General features: G+C 56.6%; 18 protein-coding genes and 1 tRNA gene. 7 read left to right on the forward strand and 12 right to left on the reverse strand.

Annotated features, from left to right (window positions below; genetic code table 11):
* The first annotated feature begins 133 nt into the window (after positions 1-133).
* The gene (locus tag ACRZ9U_RS11465; RefSeq protein ID WP_170395965.1) at positions 134-445 is read left to right on the forward strand and encodes an ETC complex I subunit; all 312 of its coding nucleotides are present in this window, start codon (positions 134-136) and stop codon (positions 443-445) included.
* Between the two features lie 13 nt (positions 446-458).
* The gene (locus tag ACRZ9U_RS11470; RefSeq protein WP_170408263.1) at positions 459-941 is read left to right on the forward strand and encodes a GNAT family N-acetyltransferase; all 483 of its coding nucleotides are present in this window, start codon (positions 459-461) and stop codon (positions 939-941) included.
* 102 nt (positions 942-1,043) lie between these two features.
* Here the strand turns inward: ACRZ9U_RS11470 and ACRZ9U_RS11475 are convergent.
* Positions 1,044-1,121 (reverse strand) — tRNA-Arg (locus tag ACRZ9U_RS11475).
* A gap of 214 nt (positions 1,122-1,335) precedes the next feature.
* Between ACRZ9U_RS11475 and ACRZ9U_RS11480 the strand changes: the two genes are divergently transcribed.
* Positions 1,336-2,043 carry an ORF6N domain-containing protein gene (locus ACRZ9U_RS11480; RefSeq protein ID WP_170408459.1) on the forward strand — a complete coding sequence of 236 codons (708 nt, stop codon included), beginning with the start codon at positions 1,336-1,338 and terminating at the stop codon, positions 2,041-2,043.
* A 5-nt stretch (positions 2,044-2,048) separates the two neighbouring features.
* Here the strand turns inward: ACRZ9U_RS11480 and ACRZ9U_RS11485 are convergent, their stop codons facing one another.
* The 5 genes from ACRZ9U_RS11485 to ACRZ9U_RS11505 form a co-directional block, all read right to left on the reverse strand.
* A complete protein-coding gene (locus tag ACRZ9U_RS11485) occupies positions 2,049-2,402 on the reverse strand; it encodes an MmcQ/YjbR family DNA-binding protein (RefSeq protein ID WP_170408264.1) in 354 nt (117 codons plus the stop codon).
* A 148-nt stretch (positions 2,403-2,550) separates the two neighbouring features.
* Complete coding sequence (locus ACRZ9U_RS11490) at positions 2,551-2,742, reverse strand: hypothetical protein (RefSeq protein WP_170746938.1); 192 nt, start codon at positions 2,740-2,742, stop codon at positions 2,551-2,553.
* 57 nt (positions 2,743-2,799) lie between these two features.
* Complete coding sequence (locus tag ACRZ9U_RS11495) at positions 2,800-3,279, reverse strand: excalibur calcium-binding domain-containing protein (RefSeq protein ID WP_480454280.1); 480 nt, start codon at positions 3,277-3,279, stop codon at positions 2,800-2,802.
* 36 nt (positions 3,280-3,315) lie between these two features.
* Positions 3,316-3,723: a universal stress protein gene (locus tag ACRZ9U_RS11500; RefSeq protein ID WP_170408266.1), complete on the reverse strand. Its 408-nt coding sequence runs from the start codon at positions 3,721-3,723 to the stop codon at positions 3,316-3,318.
* Positions 3,724-3,788: 65 nt separating this feature from the next.
* Positions 3,789-4,115, reverse strand: coding sequence for an antibiotic biosynthesis monooxygenase family protein (locus ACRZ9U_RS11505; RefSeq protein WP_170395957.1), 327 nt, complete (start codon positions 4,113-4,115; stop codon positions 3,789-3,791).
* A 134-nt stretch (positions 4,116-4,249) separates the two neighbouring features.
* On the opposite strand from ACRZ9U_RS11505, the gene ACRZ9U_RS11510 reads away from it, so the two are divergent.
* Entirely contained in the window at positions 4,250-4,933 is a 684-nt protein-coding gene (locus ACRZ9U_RS11510) for a hypothetical protein (protein WP_255612007.1), read from the forward strand.
* 38 nt (positions 4,934-4,971) lie between these two features.
* Here the strand turns inward: ACRZ9U_RS11510 and ACRZ9U_RS11515 are convergent, their stop codons facing one another.
* The 4 genes from ACRZ9U_RS11515 to ACRZ9U_RS11530 all read right to left on the reverse strand — a co-directional run bounded on the left by ACRZ9U_RS11515 (position 4,972) and on the right by ACRZ9U_RS11530 (position 10,533).
* Positions 4,972-7,257, reverse strand: coding sequence for a glycosyl hydrolase family 28-related protein (locus ACRZ9U_RS11515; RefSeq protein WP_480901869.1), 2,286 nt, complete (start codon positions 7,255-7,257; stop codon positions 4,972-4,974).
* A gap of 136 nt (positions 7,258-7,393) precedes the next feature.
* Positions 7,394-7,795, reverse strand: coding sequence for a DUF4864 domain-containing protein (locus ACRZ9U_RS11520; protein ID WP_170408269.1), 402 nt, complete (start codon positions 7,793-7,795; stop codon positions 7,394-7,396).
* A gap of 48 nt (positions 7,796-7,843) precedes the next feature.
* Complete coding sequence (locus ACRZ9U_RS11525; RefSeq protein ID WP_170408270.1) at positions 7,844-9,418, reverse strand: lysine--tRNA ligase; 1,575 nt, start codon at positions 9,416-9,418, stop codon at positions 7,844-7,846.
* A 236-nt stretch (positions 9,419-9,654) separates the two neighbouring features.
* On the reverse strand, positions 9,655-10,533 hold the full coding sequence (locus ACRZ9U_RS11530; protein ID WP_170408271.1) for a LysR substrate-binding domain-containing protein: 879 nt from the start codon (positions 10,531-10,533) through the stop codon (positions 9,655-9,657).
* Positions 10,534-10,650: 117 nt separating this feature from the next.
* On the opposite strand from ACRZ9U_RS11530, the gene ACRZ9U_RS11535 reads away from it, so the two are divergent.
* Positions 10,651-11,400, forward strand: coding sequence for an SDR family oxidoreductase (locus ACRZ9U_RS11535; RefSeq protein WP_170408272.1), 750 nt, complete (start codon positions 10,651-10,653; stop codon positions 11,398-11,400).
* Positions 11,401-11,493: 93 nt separating this feature from the next.
* Here ACRZ9U_RS11535 and ACRZ9U_RS11540 read toward each other — a convergent pair whose 3' ends face one another.
* Positions 11,494-13,068, reverse strand: a complete 1,575-nt coding sequence (locus ACRZ9U_RS11540; protein ID WP_170408273.1) for an arylsulfatase — start codon at positions 13,066-13,068, stop codon at positions 11,494-11,496.
* 157 nt (positions 13,069-13,225) lie between these two features.
* Between ACRZ9U_RS11540 and ACRZ9U_RS11545 the strand changes: the two genes are divergently transcribed.
* A complete protein-coding gene (locus ACRZ9U_RS11545) occupies positions 13,226-14,125 on the forward strand; it encodes a LysR family transcriptional regulator (RefSeq protein WP_170408274.1) in 900 nt (299 codons plus the stop codon).
* Between the two features lie 325 nt (positions 14,126-14,450).
* Positions 14,451-14,873 carry a tellurite resistance TerB family protein gene (locus ACRZ9U_RS11550; protein ID WP_170395941.1) on the forward strand — a complete coding sequence of 141 codons (423 nt, stop codon included), beginning with the start codon at positions 14,451-14,453 and terminating at the stop codon, positions 14,871-14,873.
* Here the strand turns inward: ACRZ9U_RS11550 and dacB are convergent.
* Positions 14,870-16,348, reverse strand: coding sequence for a D-alanyl-D-alanine carboxypeptidase/D-alanyl-D-alanine endopeptidase (gene dacB, locus ACRZ9U_RS11555; RefSeq protein WP_170408275.1), 1,479 nt, complete (start codon positions 16,346-16,348; stop codon positions 14,870-14,872). The two genes, ACRZ9U_RS11550 and dacB, sit on opposite strands and share 4 nt — an antisense overlap.
* Between the last annotated feature and the right edge of the window lie 40 nt (positions 16,349-16,388).

The following is a 16,388-nucleotide window of genomic DNA, read 5'->3' on the forward strand; positions in this document are numbered from 1 at the left end:
GCGCACTTTCTACCCCGAACTAATGACAATACCTGTCATTAGGCAGTCCATGCGACCCGCGACAATTGTCATCTTGTCCCGGCGCGCGCTCTGACGCATAAACAAGCCCACCAAGTGAGTACGGAGAGGCGACATGCGCGCACGGATTTACCAGCCTTCGCGAAACGCGATGACCTCGGGGATGGCCAAAACCCGCAAATGGGTTCTGGAATACGCCCCGGCTTCTGCGCGTGAGGTCGATCCACTGATGGGCTGGACATCGTCCAATGACACCCAAACGCAGGTGCGTCTGAAGTTCGATACCAAGGAAGAGGCGCTGGACTATGCCAAAGACAACGGTATCGACGCGCAGGTATGCGAGCCGCACAAGCGCAAACCGAACCTGCGGGCGCGCGGCTATGGTGAGAATTTCGCCACTGACCGGCGCGCTCCCTGGACCCACTGACAAGGCCCAGTGAATGATCGACATCCGCCAAGCAGACCCCGGCGCCAAGGATCTGCGCCCGATCATTCAAGCGCATCTCGCCCATAGCTGGGACGCGACACCGCAAACCTCAAATCATACGCTGGACATTGATGCCCTGCGCGAGCCGGGCATTCGCTTTTGGGCTATTTATGAGGCGGGTAAGCCCTTGGGTTGTGGTGCGCTTAAGGCGCTGCCGGATGGCACTGCCGAAGTTAAATCGGTGCACGTGGTTGCTGCTGCGCGCGGCCGAGGATTGGCGCGTGTGATCATGAACCATCTTGCCGATCTTGCCCGAGCCGAGGGCGTTTCCGCACTTGTCCTGGAAACTGGCGCAAATCATCTCTCGGAATATGACGCAGCACGCAAGCTATATGAAACATTGGGATATTCCTATTGCGGTCCGATCTACGGCTATGACGCCGATCCAAACAGCGCGTTTATGCGGTTGGACCTTACGTCCAGCCCAAAACGCTGAGGGAAAAGCTGAAAGCACCCGCTTGGTGCAGTCTGACCGACCGCTTTGAATTCAGATATAAGGGCCGTACCCTTGCCCCGTTTCGAAAAACATCTGAAAAAATGGCGAGCCGTGGAGGACTCGAACCCCCGACCTGAGAATTAGAAGTTCCCTGCTCTAATCCAGCTGAGCTAACGGCCCGGTCTTGTTCCGTTTGTATCAGTCAATCCATTAGGATTGTCAACTTGATAGAGGGTAAGCTTGTTCTTTCAAAAAGGTTATTTCCATCAGGGTATTGGCCGTATCTGGCAGACCTCTCGGCAAGAGACATCGAACCTATCTGCAGTTCAAACTTGCAGCCCAGCGCGCGCTGCGTCACGTTTGAAATCACAAATTGTGATTCCAAACGGATATGATGACGAACCCGGAAAACCTGCCCAGCCCTCAAGAGGTCCAAAACGCCATTCATAGGGTGCGCGGTGTACGCGTGGTTCTGGCAGAAGATCTGGCGCAGTTTTACGGAAAATCCGTCAGCGCCTTCAATCAGGCCGTCTCGCGCAATAAGGATCTGTTCGAAGGCTACCGCTTTCAGCTTTCCGACGCTGAGGTCGCGGATTTGCAATCACAGAATGTGATCTCAAAACCCGAAGGCCGCGGTGGCCGACGGGTCAATCCCTGGGTCTATACCGACTACGGCGTAGCTATTGCCTCGACTTTGTTTAAAGATCCGCGCGCGATCAGGATCACGCGGATGATCACCGAAGCCTTTGTTGACGGCACCAATGCGCTAGCGGAAACCCCGCGCAACCCGCCTGAGATTCTGCCACCGCAAGATGCCCCTACGCCGTTGCTTCCAAATGGGGATCAACTGCGTGATCTGGCCGAAAACATCCTTGATTCCGGACAGCAAAGCCTTGTGGACTACATCGCCAATCCCACCACCAAACGGCAGCAGGCGGTGGCAGTGATCATGAAGACCCTCGCTGAAACGGCGGGCGAAGAGGTTCGCACACAACATGACCGTCTGCGCCTCAGCATCGCCGAACGGCTGGCCAGCGGAGACTATGCCGACGATGATGACCGGAAAAAACTGCTTGAGCTGCTGCACGCCATGAAAGACTGACCGCCTTAAAGGCCCAGCTCTGCCCGCGCCTTTCTGGTCAGCTTAGCTACGACCAAATCGTATGAGATTACAATATGATCTCGCAGCGACGCGTCGCTCATGCCACGTTCATCGTAAACCTGCAGCCATTTCATACCTCGCGATGCCAGATAGGGCGCTGGGCGGATACCTAGCTCATCTCCGAGGACCTCAAAGGCAAGATCGGTGGCCTTGAAGGTAAACGCATCCTTTCCGTCGTTCCAACCACAGATGGCAAAGACTTTGCCGCCTACTTTCCAGACATCTGCGTTGCCCCACTGCACGACATGGCTGGTGGCTTTGAGGTCCGAGCAAAAGGCATTGAATTCATCACGAGTCATCGCGGCGACTGTGGCGCTCTGGTCAGGACAAGGCAAGACCCGCTTTGCGGGCGCAACTTTCTTTACCCGGCATTAACCTAGCTGCGCCAAATCATAGGTGATGTATAACTGCAATTCTCCCCTCTCGCCTGAGGTTTGGCTCAGTGATCTATTCGCCTCCAAGGCGGTGCAGCAAGGTGGCGTAATCCGTCGCAAGGCGCGCGATATAGAGCGATTTGCCGGGATGGAGCGTTTTATGGCCGAAATCAATCGTCGCGGTTATCAAGTGGCGGAAAACTCGGGCCAGATCGTAATCTTCTGCAACCGCGAACCCTTGCGTTGGCTCACCTGAGCCACGCAACGCTTTCTTGAAAAGAAAGCGCCCCGAAATCTTCTCAAGATTTCGCCCCCCTCCGATTCAAGGCTTCAAAAATTTTGCCGTTCCGACAGTGCGCTGTTTCGGGGTCTGAAGATTCCGGGGATTGGCTTGGATATCTCCCGGCATCGCGACATTGCGTGGTTTCTGCAAGGCAAACGAGCCACAGGCGACACCATCGCCATCGGGATCATTGCGCTTATGGTATCCGGGCCTTCCTTCGCGAAAAGGCCCGAAACCCAGCATCTCCACAGCATCACACCCAGCCAGCGCCACCAGATGGATCACCGCTTCATGACGTTCGTAGTCTGAAACGCGCAGGTAGACACCGATTGCGATCATTCCTGTGGTTAAGGGCAAGGCCAGCACCATCAGTAGAATACGCACCGGAGACAGAGCCTGCCTGCGCAACGCGTCTGCCCGCCGTTGCCGCCGTGTAAGACGAGGGTTCGGATCGGTGTCTTTCGTTGGTTTCCCGGTTGTCATGCCATAGGTCTTACACGCGGTATGTGGCAAAGCCATGGCCGCAATCGGGGTCGGCTTGGAAAAAGCTCGACTTTATCGCACCACATGCACGGCACATTTGGCGTGGCGCACCACATGGGTCGCGGTTGAACCCAACAGCAGGTCCTGCATCCCCGGGCGGTGCGAAGCCAGGATTATCAGGTCAGGCTTATTCACTTCGGCCCAGTCCAGAATCGTTCGCCCGGAATGGCCTTCAACCACCAGCCCCTTCGCATTCGGGACGCGCGCCGCCAGGGCATCAAGCTCGGCCTGGATGGCCTTGCGGGCTTCGGACAGATACTCGGCGGGCATGTACGAGATCGCATAATCCGGAATGTGCTCTACCACATGCAGCAGCGTAACCGCAGCCTCGGGCGTCGACAGTAGCTCTGCCAGCTTCAACGCTGCCGAGCTGTCCCGTTCGGCATCAAAGGAAATGGGAACAAGAATGTTATGATACATGGCTCGCGCCTCCGTAGTTGTGCCGCTATACTGCGCGACCGGTGGTGGCCGTGCATTGACTCAGATCAGGTCTCACCGAAGGTCTCGGCGACGTCGTACATCACGGGTTCAAAGCTCTTGCACAGCTCGTTAACCCTGCGATTCCGCTCTCGCATTTCCGGTGTGCGCAACATCGCCAGGAAATCCTCGCGGCGCTCCCATTGTGAATAATTGGCAATCCGCGTCTGGGCATCATTCACATGCAATCCAGCTGAAATGAAACCCGGCTGTTTCGAAATGAACTCGGCATAAGCATCGGTCAGCGCCTCAAGAAGGTCCTGGCAGGTTCCGGGGGTCATCTCGAAGGTGGTGATGACAGTCTGATAGCTGTTGGTTTTGGAAATCTGCGGCATAAGGCTCCTCCTTTATAGCTGACCCGAGCCTAGCACAGCTTTTGAAAACGCCACCCTTTTCCTGCACATAGACAATGTTTTTGGATCAAAAAATCTTTCTCAAAGATGAACAAGAAACTAACCATCCGTTAACCATGTCTGCCGATGCTGCCCCCATGGCTCGTCTGGTTCTCGTCATTCCGCTGCTTTTTATGGTGTGCACTCCGGCATGGTCCGGTGCGTGGCTCCGCGAGAAGGGGTCAAGCTTCACCGCGTTATCTGTGACCGCTTTCAAAGAGGAAGACGTCTACAAGTACAAATCCTCGCTTTATACCGAGTGGGGATTGCGGCCGAAACTCACGATCGGACTGGATGCCGAGGAGCATCAGGATTTGTATGGGCACGCGCTGGTCTTTGCCCGCGTGCCGGTTGCAGACATGGGGTCAGCAGGGCGTCTGGCGGCTGAGTTCGGCGTTGGCGCGCACCATCGCCAGTACAGTAGTTGGGCAATGTACAAAGCAACACTTTCATACGGCAAAAGCATTCAAACCGGATTGGGAGGCGGATGGATCAATGTCGACGCCGCGCTCGAAAACCGCACCCATGAGGCAGTGATCCGCAAATTGGATTTCACGGCCGGTCTGTCCTCGGGTCGACGGTTTGACCCGCTCCTGCAGATCGAAACTTCTTATGTTTCGGACCGACCATGGTACTGGAGGGTGCGACCTTCGCTGATGTATCGCCCAAAGACGGGCAGACTCACCTGGATTCTGGGTGCCGAGCGCAATTCGGCTGATGATAACATCGGGATCAAATTTGGATTGTGGCGCAGCTATTAAAGATGGGCCGCCTACATTCAGGCGGCCCACCGCATCAATCAGGTATCAATCCGCAGAATGGTCGAAACCGCACCACGCAAGCCTTCGGACCAGCGCAGGCGGATATCGCTCTGGCCCGATCCCTGTCGCAACTCGACATATGGCGCGGTATAGCGCACCGCATTCAACGATGTCCTGAGGCTTCCCAGGGCAACAACCGCATCACACCCGCGCGCCCTGCCCCCGAACGGCAATTGGCCCTGCGAACTGACGGTCCAGGCTGATGACGGTGAGCTTTGCGTGTGCTGCAGCCGCAATGGATTGGCGCAAGGCGTATCGATGCCGTGAAACGTATTGTTCTCGAAACACACCCTCTTGTGCCTTTCCGGGTCGAGATCGGCAAAACTGGTATCGACCCGGTCCACTCGGTCGATCCGCACGTTGTTGACACGGAACTTGTTGCCGGTGACGGTCAGCCCGTTCAAGAAATGCCCTGTGCCATGGGGGCGGATCACCAGATAGCTGAACCAGGGGGCAACATCGCTGGCATAAAAGATGTTATCCGTGATGCTCAGCGCGCTGAACGAGAAGCTGGTGAAGTAATCCGGGTTGGCATCGTGCTCGTTGGTCCATTCGATAAAACAGTTATCGACATAGTTCTCGGCGATGGACGAACTGTTATAGCCGCCGATGATCACCAACCCAGCGTTGCGCACCCCGTTCGACACGTTGTCGCCCTGGAAGAAGTGGTTGCCCAGCACCAGATTGTTGTCGCCACTTAGCACCGCGAAATGATGGAACCGCGTGGCCCGGTTGTGGCGCAGCTTGACGTCGTTGGCATTGGCGTTCAGCGCGATTGAGCTTCGGTCCGGCACGTCCAGACTTTCCTCGGTCGATAGGAACTGGCAGCCATCGATCAGCATCCCCTGACATCCGCGCCCGATTGATGTGATACCCCGGTCCTTCGGGCGACTGATGAAACAGTCTTTCAGTACAAAAGTGTTCCCGCCCGGAGACAGCCGGATCGCGCTGCACCGACCGTTACACTGGAACTCGATCCCTTCCATGTTGAACTTCTGCAGCGCACTGAAACCGCTGAAATCTAGCAGGTACTTGAACGATGTGAAGGTGAAGGTCTGCGTCCCTGCGGCATCATAAGTCGGCGCGCTCAGCGTGATTTCACCGGTGCTTTCGTTTTTCGACCGCACATAAACCTCACGCCCGACCCCGCTGCCGGTGACCAGCGAACCCACCGGTATATTCGCCACATTGGCCACGTTGGTCAGCGTATCAGGATCAGACGGGCTGTAGGTCGCGATCGAGGTGAAGGTCTCGGTATCCCAGTTCGAGCTGCTTTTGACGTCAAACTGCCCGTTGCGCACCACGCGACGGGTGGCATAGCCCGTCCGGTTCGGCACAGCCGCCGCCATATCGATGGGCTCGGTCACCGCGATCTTGCGCCCGCCCAGGTCCAGCGATTCATGGTCCGAGCTGTTCAGCAACGCCTGAAACGCCTTTTTAAACGCCAGCATTTCATCACCAAAGGCGGTGATATAGGTGGGCAGATCGAAATTCTTGGTCAGCAGCAGCATCTTGTCGACCGGCATCGTGACGGTGCCGTCAAATGCGACCTCGGACGCCATGTTAGTGTTCTCTTCCAGCCTGAACTCACCTTGCGGAATATAAACCTTGCGCCCATTCGCTGCCTGATCCGCCGCCTCAAACGCTGCCGAGTCATCGGTGACCCCGTCACCCACAGCGCCGAAATCGCGCACGTCAACCAGACCAATCAAATCGCGCAGGAAGACCGAGGTCACATCGGTGATCTCGATATCATCCACCCGCACCACCGCGCCGTTGGTGCCTTCGATATCCAAACCAAAGTGTCCATAAAGCGCCGCATTGCCCCATGGCATGTCCACGCCGGGGCGCAGGCCCGTGCCCACGATGGCCGTCACCTCATGCACGGTGCCATAGCCGGTCAGCTGCACCGCCGGACCCTGCTCGGCCAATCCGTCCACATGCGCATCTCCGGCTCCTCCGGCCCAGCCGGCAATCCGCACCTCGGGAAGCGGCCCGCTGATCGCCTTCACCCGTGCCTTGATCTGCAAATAGCAGCCCGGCAACAAAGGTGTCTGCCCCATATAGCGCAGCCGCTGTGGTTCTGGGGTCATATAAATCTCCAGACAGCCTGCGAAATCCGCATCCGCCGGAACGAACACCCCCGTCCCCGACCCCTCATAGGTCGGAGAGCCCGGCGTGCCGTCGCCACTGGACCAAACCCCAAGACCAGCCGCATAGGCGGGCGGCATGAACACGATGCCGTCGGTGATTGCCTTGTTCATGTAAAATCCCTTTCCCAATCGCGCCAAGCACGCGCGCCAAAACCCGATACAGCCCGGGCCCTGAGCCCAAGCACATGGGTCTGAGTATCGAAAAGGGATTAATCGCGGCTCTTACCACCGTGACGATGGTGTTGCATCAGGCCGCCGGGTCGGAGTTGCCCAGCAACTGTACACCGTTGATCTTCCAGTCGTTTTCCTGCCGGATCATCTGGTAGTCCAGCAAATGCACGCGTCCGTCACCATCAGTGATCATGACCTTCTGCCACAGGGCTCCGCTAATCTCGCGCAGCTCCAGAAACCTCACATCCGCAGGCCGCCAGACCATGGGATAGCCACGGCGCACCATGATCCCGAAATTCTCCGGATCGCCGAACAGCCGCTGGATATTGGGGCTGGCAAAGGTGAAGGCGGTGGCAAAGTCATCCGCCCTGAAGGCCTGAATCTGCGCCGAGATATTGGCCTCAATCTCGTCACTCTGAGCAAAAACTCCGGATGCCAGTCCGGCACTCAGGGATACAGCAAGCAATAGTTGACGCATGGGGCCACCTCCTGATGCAAGGGTAGCCCCACACTGGATCAGGTCAAATCAGGCCAATTCCCCGGCCAGCGCCTTGTCGATCAGAGCAATCGTCTCTGGCACGCCATAAAGCGCGATGAACCCACCAAACCGAGGCCCTTGCGAAGCCCCCAGCAGCACTTCGTAAAGTGCCGTGAACCAGCCGCGCATCGGATCGAACCGCTCACGCCCGATGGAATAGACCACCGATTGCAGTGCCTCGTCTTCCATCGGCCCGTCATAGACTTCCAAGGCCGCCCTCAATGCTTCCAGCGCCTCACGCTCCTGATCCGTCGGCGCGCGATGCTGGCGCGTCGGCTTGACGAAATCGTTGAAGTACCTCACTGCAAAGCCCGCCGCCTGATCCAGATCGGGATGGGTCTCGGCAGTGGCCTCGGGCGCATAACGGCGGATAAAGCCCCACAGCGCCTCCTTGTCCTCGGCCCCAGACACGGACGCCAGGTTCAACAGCATCGCAAACGGAACCATCAGGGTGGATTCCGGAACGTCGCCACCATGGATATGCCAGACGGGATTATTCAGCTGAGCCTTCAGGTCCTGTCCCGGATAGGCCCGCAACTGTTGATGATATTCATCATACGCCTTTGGGATCACATCGAAATGCATCCGCTTCGCGGTCTTGGGCTTTTGATACATGAAATAGGCCAGCGACTCGGTGGGCGCATAGGTCAGCCATTCATCGATCGAAACACCATTGCCCGACGACTTCGAAATCTTCTGCCCGTTCTCATCGAGGAACAGTTCATACGAGAAATGCTCAGGCGCACGACCTCCCAAAGCCCGGCAGATCGCGTCATAGATCTTCTCGTTGGTGGCATGTTCCTTGCCATACATTTCGAAATCAACGCCCAAAGCGGCCCAGCGCGCGCCAAAATCAGGCTTCCACTGCAGCTTCACATTGCCGCCAGTCACGGGCAGCGTCCATTCCTTGCCATCCTCGTCATCGAAGGTGACAGTGTAGGTATCGGCGCAAACCTTCTTCATCGGCACATACAGAACCCGCCCGGTCTCGGGATGGATCGGCAGGAAGATCGAGTAGGTCTGCTGACGTTCTTCGCGCAGGCTTTTCAGCATGATGGCCATCACGTCGTCATACTTCTCAACGGCGCGCTTCAGGATCTCGTCGAACTGGCCCGAGCGGTAAAACTCGCGCGCCGAATAGAACTCATACTCGAACCCGAAAGTATCGAGGAACCGGCGCAGCATCGCATTGTTATGCTCACCAAAGCTGTCATATTCACCAAACGGGTCCGGCACCGAGGTCAGCGGACATTGCAGATAATCCTGCAGCGCCTCGGGGTTCGGCACATTGCTGGGCACTTTCCGCATCCCATCCAGATCGTCCGAGAAACAGATCAGCTTGGTCGGGATATCCGACAGCGCCTCAAACGCGCGCTTGACCATCGTGGTCCTCGCGACCTCACCAAAGGTGCCGATATGCGGCAGACCTGAGGGGCCATAGCCCGTCTCAAACAGCACATATCCCTTTTCCGGAGCGCCCTGCTTATACCGTTTGAGCAACCGCCGCGCCTCTTCAAACGGCCACGCCTTGGACGTCATCGCGGTTTCACGCAGGTCAGACATTTGGATACTCCATCGGGAAACGTGCCAGACACCCCATGCGCCCGGACCGGCCCCTGTTATTGTGCAGGTGCAGTATGAGTCAATAAAGGGTGGTGATTTTCATGCCTCTATGAGCATGAACAGCGTGCAATCCATATCTGGTCTTGGTTACAAGTGTCCGCAGCACGGGGCATTGCGGCATTCTGAAAAACGTAGTCTGTTGATCGCTCTCGCGGATTTGCAAGCAAGGCAAAAGATTAAATCGACATAAGCCATTTCCTGAAAATTCTCACGGTGACCCGTTCCTGATCGCCGGGGCGGCAGACGAAGTAGAGCCCCCGATCCAATGGAACCCGGCTTTCATCGAGGCGGATCAAGCGACCAAGTTCCAAATCCCTCTCCGCCAAGAGATGTCTTGCCAACGCTACACCTTGCCCGTCAATCGCAGCCTCCAACAGAACCGCGCTGTCCACGTACTTGATGCTCTGTGAATTGATCCGGTCAGCGCCCAGCCCTACCTGCGCAGCCCAGCTTTCCCATCCGACATTGTAGGCATCATGCAAGAGTGGAAGATCAGCCAAATTCTCGGCGGGCATCGGCAGTCGGGTTTTACCAACAAGGGATGGCGCTGCTACAACAATCAGGTCCTCTTGTCTTATCTGCTCATGATAGAGCCCGTCCCAACCGGGTTCCCCGAACCGCAGGGCGACATCGACCTCAGACGCATCAAAATCCGCAAATCGATCATTTGTGTCCAGCAGCAACGCGATACCCGGATGTTCTTGCTGAAATGAACTGAGCAACGGGACAAGCCATTTAAGCGCCAACGATGTTGACAACGACACCGTAATCGACTGGCGGTGATGCAGCCGCTTCACCTCCATCACGCCCAGTTGCAACGCCGAAAATGCCCCGCGCGTCGATTGATGCAGAAGCTCCCCGGCACTGGTCAATTCAACCCCATTTGGGCGGCGATGAAAAAGCGTTACGCCAAGATGCAGTTCCAGCAGCTTAATTTGCCGACTGATCGCCCCGTGGGTGACGTTCAGAACATCCGCTGCCTTGGTCAGGCTGGAGTGGGTTGCGGTTTCATCAAAGGCCTGAAGGGCACGTAGATGTCTAAGGTTCTCCGGCATGTGAGAAAACCTAACAGCATTGCCCCAAAAACTCGATAGGTCTGCTTTTTTCCGGCAGTTACACTGACCACAGATCAATAAACCTCACACACTGTGCGCCCAAAGAAAGGACATACCATGCCCGATACCAAAGTTGCTTTGATGACAGGTACAGGACAGGGAATTGGCCGGGGTTGTGCCATTGAAATGGCGAAAGCCGGCTATAAGGTTTCGCTTATGTCTCCGTCCAACCGCTCGGTTGAATTGGCGGAGGAACTTGAGGGCATTGGCCGTCGCGGCTCTGTATTAGATGTCGATGATTTGCAAGCGATGGTCGACGACACCATGAGCAAATATGGAAGGATTGATGCAATCGTCAGTAATATGGGTCACGGTGGAACGGTGCCTGAAGCCATCAAAACTGTCGGTTTCGATCCTGACTTTGACGGACCGCTATTGGAACTCAACGACGAGTTATGGCACGAAAGTCTGGATATGTATGTGCTAAATGTCGTCAAGATCGCCCGTATCGTCACGCCCATTCTGATCGAACAAGGCGGCGGTGCATTCGTAAATATCTCATCCATGAACACAATCGAGCCACGTGCGCCCTATCCCATGAGCATGCTGCGTGGAGCATTGCATAGTTTCTCAAAGCTTTACGGGGACCGATATGCACGGCACAATATTCGCATGAACAACCTGCTGCCGGGGTTCTGCGAAAACGTGAACCTGTCCGAACAGGCTCGCCGGGAAATCCCCGCTCAGCGGCCCGCAACGTTCGAAGAAATTGGGCAGGCTTGCGTGTTTCTCGCCAGCGATGCAGCCCGGTATATCAACGGTCAGAGTATACTGTCCGACGGCGGGATGAACCGGGCGGTGCGATAGCAAAGAGGCGGTGAAGCGTGATTTTCGCGGCCCTCGATGAAATCCTTGACACAGATCGGGAGGCAACAGGTGATGCCTCCCGAGGTTTGTTTTCTACTGCGACATCCCACCTTCGGTCGATATCTGCTCTTCGACATGGCCCTGGTTGGTTATGTCCGACCCCCGCGGAGGATAGTCAATGAAGGTAGACAGGTGGTTTTGGACGAATTTAGCAGCAGGGCCAAAGGCCCACATTTTGTTGCCCATCCAACGGGTATACATCCCCGACTCCTCAGCTGCCTTTTCATAGGGATCGCGGCGCAGGTTGAACAGCAGGGGCGCGTTCAGTTCCTCTTTTGGACCTGCCCATCCTTCGGTTTGTATCGTGAAATGTGCTTTCCAATCACCATGGCGTACAGCTTGCAGGTCCGGACCTTCGTAGTAGATAATCTCGTCCCGGTTGCTCTCACCCTCGCCAGTCAGGAAAGGCAGTTGGTTGTAACCATCCAGATGCACCTGATAGCCCTCATAGCCCTTCAGTAGTGATCCAGGCAGATCGTCAGGTCCTCCGGCGGCGGCGACGAGGGTAGGCATCCAATCAAGACCGGCAAAAATACCGTTGCTTACGGTCCCGGCGGAAACTCTTCCGGGCCAGCGAATGATAGCAGGAACGCGGAAGCCGCCTTCCCATGTCGTACCTTTTTCGCCTCGGAACGGTGTTGTTCCACCATCAGGCCAAGTCATGGTTTCGGGGCCGTTATCCGAGGTGAAGACTACAATAGTGTTGTCCGAGATGCCAAGTTCGTCCAGACGGGCCATGACCTTGCCCACGTTGTCGTCAAGCTCTTTCATTACGACATCCTGCAAACCGCGCCCGTCGCCCAGCATTGCCTCGTATTCGGGGCTCAGATGTGTCCAGACATGCGCTCGGGCCGGGGCCATCCAGACAAAGAAGGGCGTGTCGCTATCGACCGCGCGGTTGATGAAGTCCAGAGTATGGGCCGTCACCTCATCGTCGAGCGTTTTTTGCCGTTCAGGCGGAGCTGGGCCATCGTCTATTATACGCTGCTTTCCAACCAGCCCCCAGCGTGGATCTACGGTTTCATCAATTGTATCAGTGGCATAGGCGTGGATGATGTTCCGTGGGCCAAATGTGTCGTTGAATTTCTGATCTTTGGGCCAATCGGGGTCAGAGGTGTATTCCATCGCATTCAGGTGGTAGAGCCAGCCCCAATATTCATCGAAACCTTTCACAGTTGGCAGAAACTTGTTCATATCGCCCAAGTGATTTTTGCCGAATTGCCCGGTGGTGTAGCCTAGAGATTTAAGGATGTTTGCCAGAGTAGGGTCTTTTTCATTCAGACCTTTTTCCGGATCTCCGGGCAGCCCGACTGTGTGCATCCCCGTCCGAACTGGCAATTGTCCGGTGATAAAGGCAGATCGCCCTGCGGTGCAGCTTGGCTGTGCATAGTAGTCCGTAAGGCGCATACCATCCGCAGCAAGCTGGTCAAGGTTGGGGGTTTTGATACTTTTCACACCCTGATGATAGCTGCCCAGACTGGCCCAGCCGACATCGTCGGCCATGATGACAAGGATATTGGGCTGGTCGGTTTCGGCCAAAACTGGCAGGGCACAGACCGAAGCTGTAGCCAGCGTGGCGGAAACCACAATAGATCGAAAAATGAACATTTTTACCTCTGCGAACGTAGAAGACGATACCGGTGAAGGGAATATCGAAAGTCCGATCAGGGATAGCGGTCGAAACTTTCGCGTCGCAACAGAGCTTTACCGGAATTTCATATTGTGAAATCTAAAGAGCAAAACCTGAAATGTGTTTGACGGCATGATGAACGAAAACTCTTTGACCGCTTTTCTTACATTGGCTGAAATCGGCAGTTTCCAAAATGCTGCCCGTGCGATGGGTGTGTCCAACGCATCATTGTCCCGCTATGTCGGGCAGGCCGAGGACTATACGGGGCTTGTTTTGTTTCATCGAAGCCGAAACAACAGCACTCTGACACGCGCAGGGCAGGAGTTCTTGCCAATCGCCCAGGCGCTGCGCGAAGACCTGAACCAGTATGCAACGCGCGTGGCCGCTTTGCGCGAAACCGGGCCGGGCACTTTGCTGATCGGTTGCGGGCCTCTGACCACGAGAACCCTGATCCTGCCCGCCCTGCGATCAGTGCGGCAAGTGATGCCTGATCTTCGTTTCCGAATTCTGGTAAGCGCCTACGCACGACCGCTTGATTTGTTGCAGGCGGGAAAGTTCGACATGTTCCTGGGTGACCTGACCTACACACCCGAAGCTGACAACGTCGAGATTATGGTGATGGAGAAACAACAAATCCAGTTTGTGGCACATCGCGACCATGAGATTCATCAGCGTGGCCCGCAAACGATGGCAGGCATATTCGATTTTCCCTTTGCATCTCCGCATCTCCACAAACACTGGAAAGCCGCTTTGACAAAAGCACTTGGTGGCGGTGCTGAAGCCGTCGAAAAGGTGAATGCACAGCCGCATATCGAATGCGACGACTACAACCTCCTGACCGGATTGTTGGCAGAACCGGACTACATCGTGGGAGGGATGGCGGACACATTTGCGGATCTGATCCATGCAAAGACGGTGAAACCCGTGTCTATGGCACAGAACCTTACGTGGAACATCTGCGCAGCGCGTAAGTCACAGAACACTTCGGATGCTGTAGAATTATTCTGGAGTGAGCTTGCTAAATATCGGGCATGACCGGCGTTGCAAGGCATAGAAAAACGCCCAACTGAAACGCTTTAAATCTCATGCCTAGTCGTTTCCGTGCAGTCAATTAACTTGGCGAAGTTCTGCTTTAAAATGCTGGCGGTGAAAGTCCGAAACGCTTGGTTCGCGACGCGCAGCACATGCAAAGAATAGAAGCCTGGTCGACGGCAGGTGTAAGCTCTCAACGGACGTTTACATCGCAGCCGAAATCACCCACCCTCATCGATCGCATTCATTGCACCCCAAAACTACCAGTTGAACCTCCTTGCACCCGCTCCTATCGTGCGGCAACAAACGTTTCATTCAGGACGACACCATGACCGAGCAAACCCCACATCCGATGTCCCCGCAGGATTGCCTTGTGGCGATCATGGTGGCGATTTCCGCTTCGGACGAGAACATCCGAACCGCAGAGCTGGTCAAGATCGAAGGCGCGGTCAACATGCTGCCGGTGTTTGCAGGCTACGACATCGACCGAACCCGCCGCGTCTCGCAGATCGTGTTTGATTTGTTTGAGCAGGTGGACGGGCTGGATGCCCTGTTCGGACTGATCCGTGACAACCTGCCCGAACGCCTAAACGAAACCGCCTACGCGCTGGCCTGTGATGTCGCCGCCGCTGACGGCACTCTGGCCGAAACCGAATTGCGACTGCTGGAAGAAATCCGATACGAGCTGAGCATCGACCGCCTGCACGCTGCCGCTATCGAACGCGGGGCACGGGCGCGGCATACGACCTAGCTGCCGTAGAGCGTACCCCACCGCTCAATCAGATTGCGCTGCAAAGTGCGAGACCGTCGGTTCCAGGCCCGCGCCCCGTCCGGGCGCTCGCGCGACGCACGCGGGATCGTGGCGCGGTGCGCGGTGTCGGCGGTGAAGATCGCAAAGGCCAGATCCACTCCATCTGCCGTTGTCATGTAACCGCCAAGACCCGAGACGAAGTTCAAAGTACCCGTTTTTGCGTCGACCTTGATCGGATGATCCTTGACTGGCTGCCCGTTTTTGTCGGCCAGCGTAAAGGACCGAAGCAACGGCCGCAGCTCCTCTGACTGCCCCGCCGCCACCAGCGTATTGACCAGACCGAAGGGGGCCATACGTGAGGAACCGCTAAGTCCGGAATGATCGACCATCGCGATCCCATCTGCGCCAAAACGCTCTGCCGCCCATAGGTTCATTTCTGCGGCCGAGTCCTCAAGGCTCTGCGGCGCAACCCCGCGCGCCTTGGTGGCCGCCAAACCCACCATTTCGGCGGTTATATTGGTCGAATATCTCAGCATCCCCTTCAGGATGCTTTCCAACGGATCGCTCTGATGCACCACCAGTTCGGTCCCTTGCGGTGCTTGCCGCGTCACCTGCACCCGGCCCAGCACGATCCCATTCACGCGTGCCAGCGTGCGGAACACATCTCCGGCATAAAGCGCAGGCTTGCGTACCGGCAGCCAGCGTGCCCCGCCATTGCCTAGCGCGCCTTTGGCCACGGTCCAGCGATCCTGCCGCGCGCTTGGCTGATAGGTGTAGATCGGCAGGCTGCGGTTCTCGACCCGCATTGATGCCATATCCACCGACGGCCTGTAACTTGCGCTGCGCGCATCCATGGTCACGTCATAGCCGGTGCCCTCGCGTTTCCACTCGAAATGCACACGGTTGAAATTCAGGGAAATCCCGCTGATCGACGGGCTATAGCCCAGATGATCCGGCTGCCCCGGATCAATGCTGAAGACGTAGGGCAGCGCACCATCATAGACCTTGAACGCGCCCTTCACCTCGGTGATCCCGGCCTTGCGCAGATTGGCTGCCATTGTGGCCAGCGCGTCTGTATCCAGCAGCGGATCACCGCCACCCGCAAGGATCAGGTCGCCTTTCAGAATACCATTTTCCACCGGTCCATCCGCGATCAAGCGGGTTTCGAACCGATACTCCGGACCCAGCACATCCAGCGCATAAAGCGCGGTCAGCGCCTTGGCGACGCTGGCTGGTGGTAGGCTTTGGCCCTCGCCGAACACCTCCAGCGGCGTTCCGGTTTCCACGTCGGCCACGGCAAAAACAACCTCGCCCTTCAACCCCGCCGCCTGAACCAGTCGCTCAGCCCCGCTGGGCTGCGGGCCACGCAGCACAGGGCGCAGAGACACCGAAGGCGCCTCGGCCAGACCTGTGCCCGGAACCAGAGACGCCCCTAATCCACCCAGAAACAAACGACGCGAAATTCGATCGACCATGGGTCTATTAGAATCCCAGAGCTTAAATGCAGACAATCAC

The sequence above is a fragment of the Ruegeria sp. D7 genome (genome assembly GCF_056534355.1).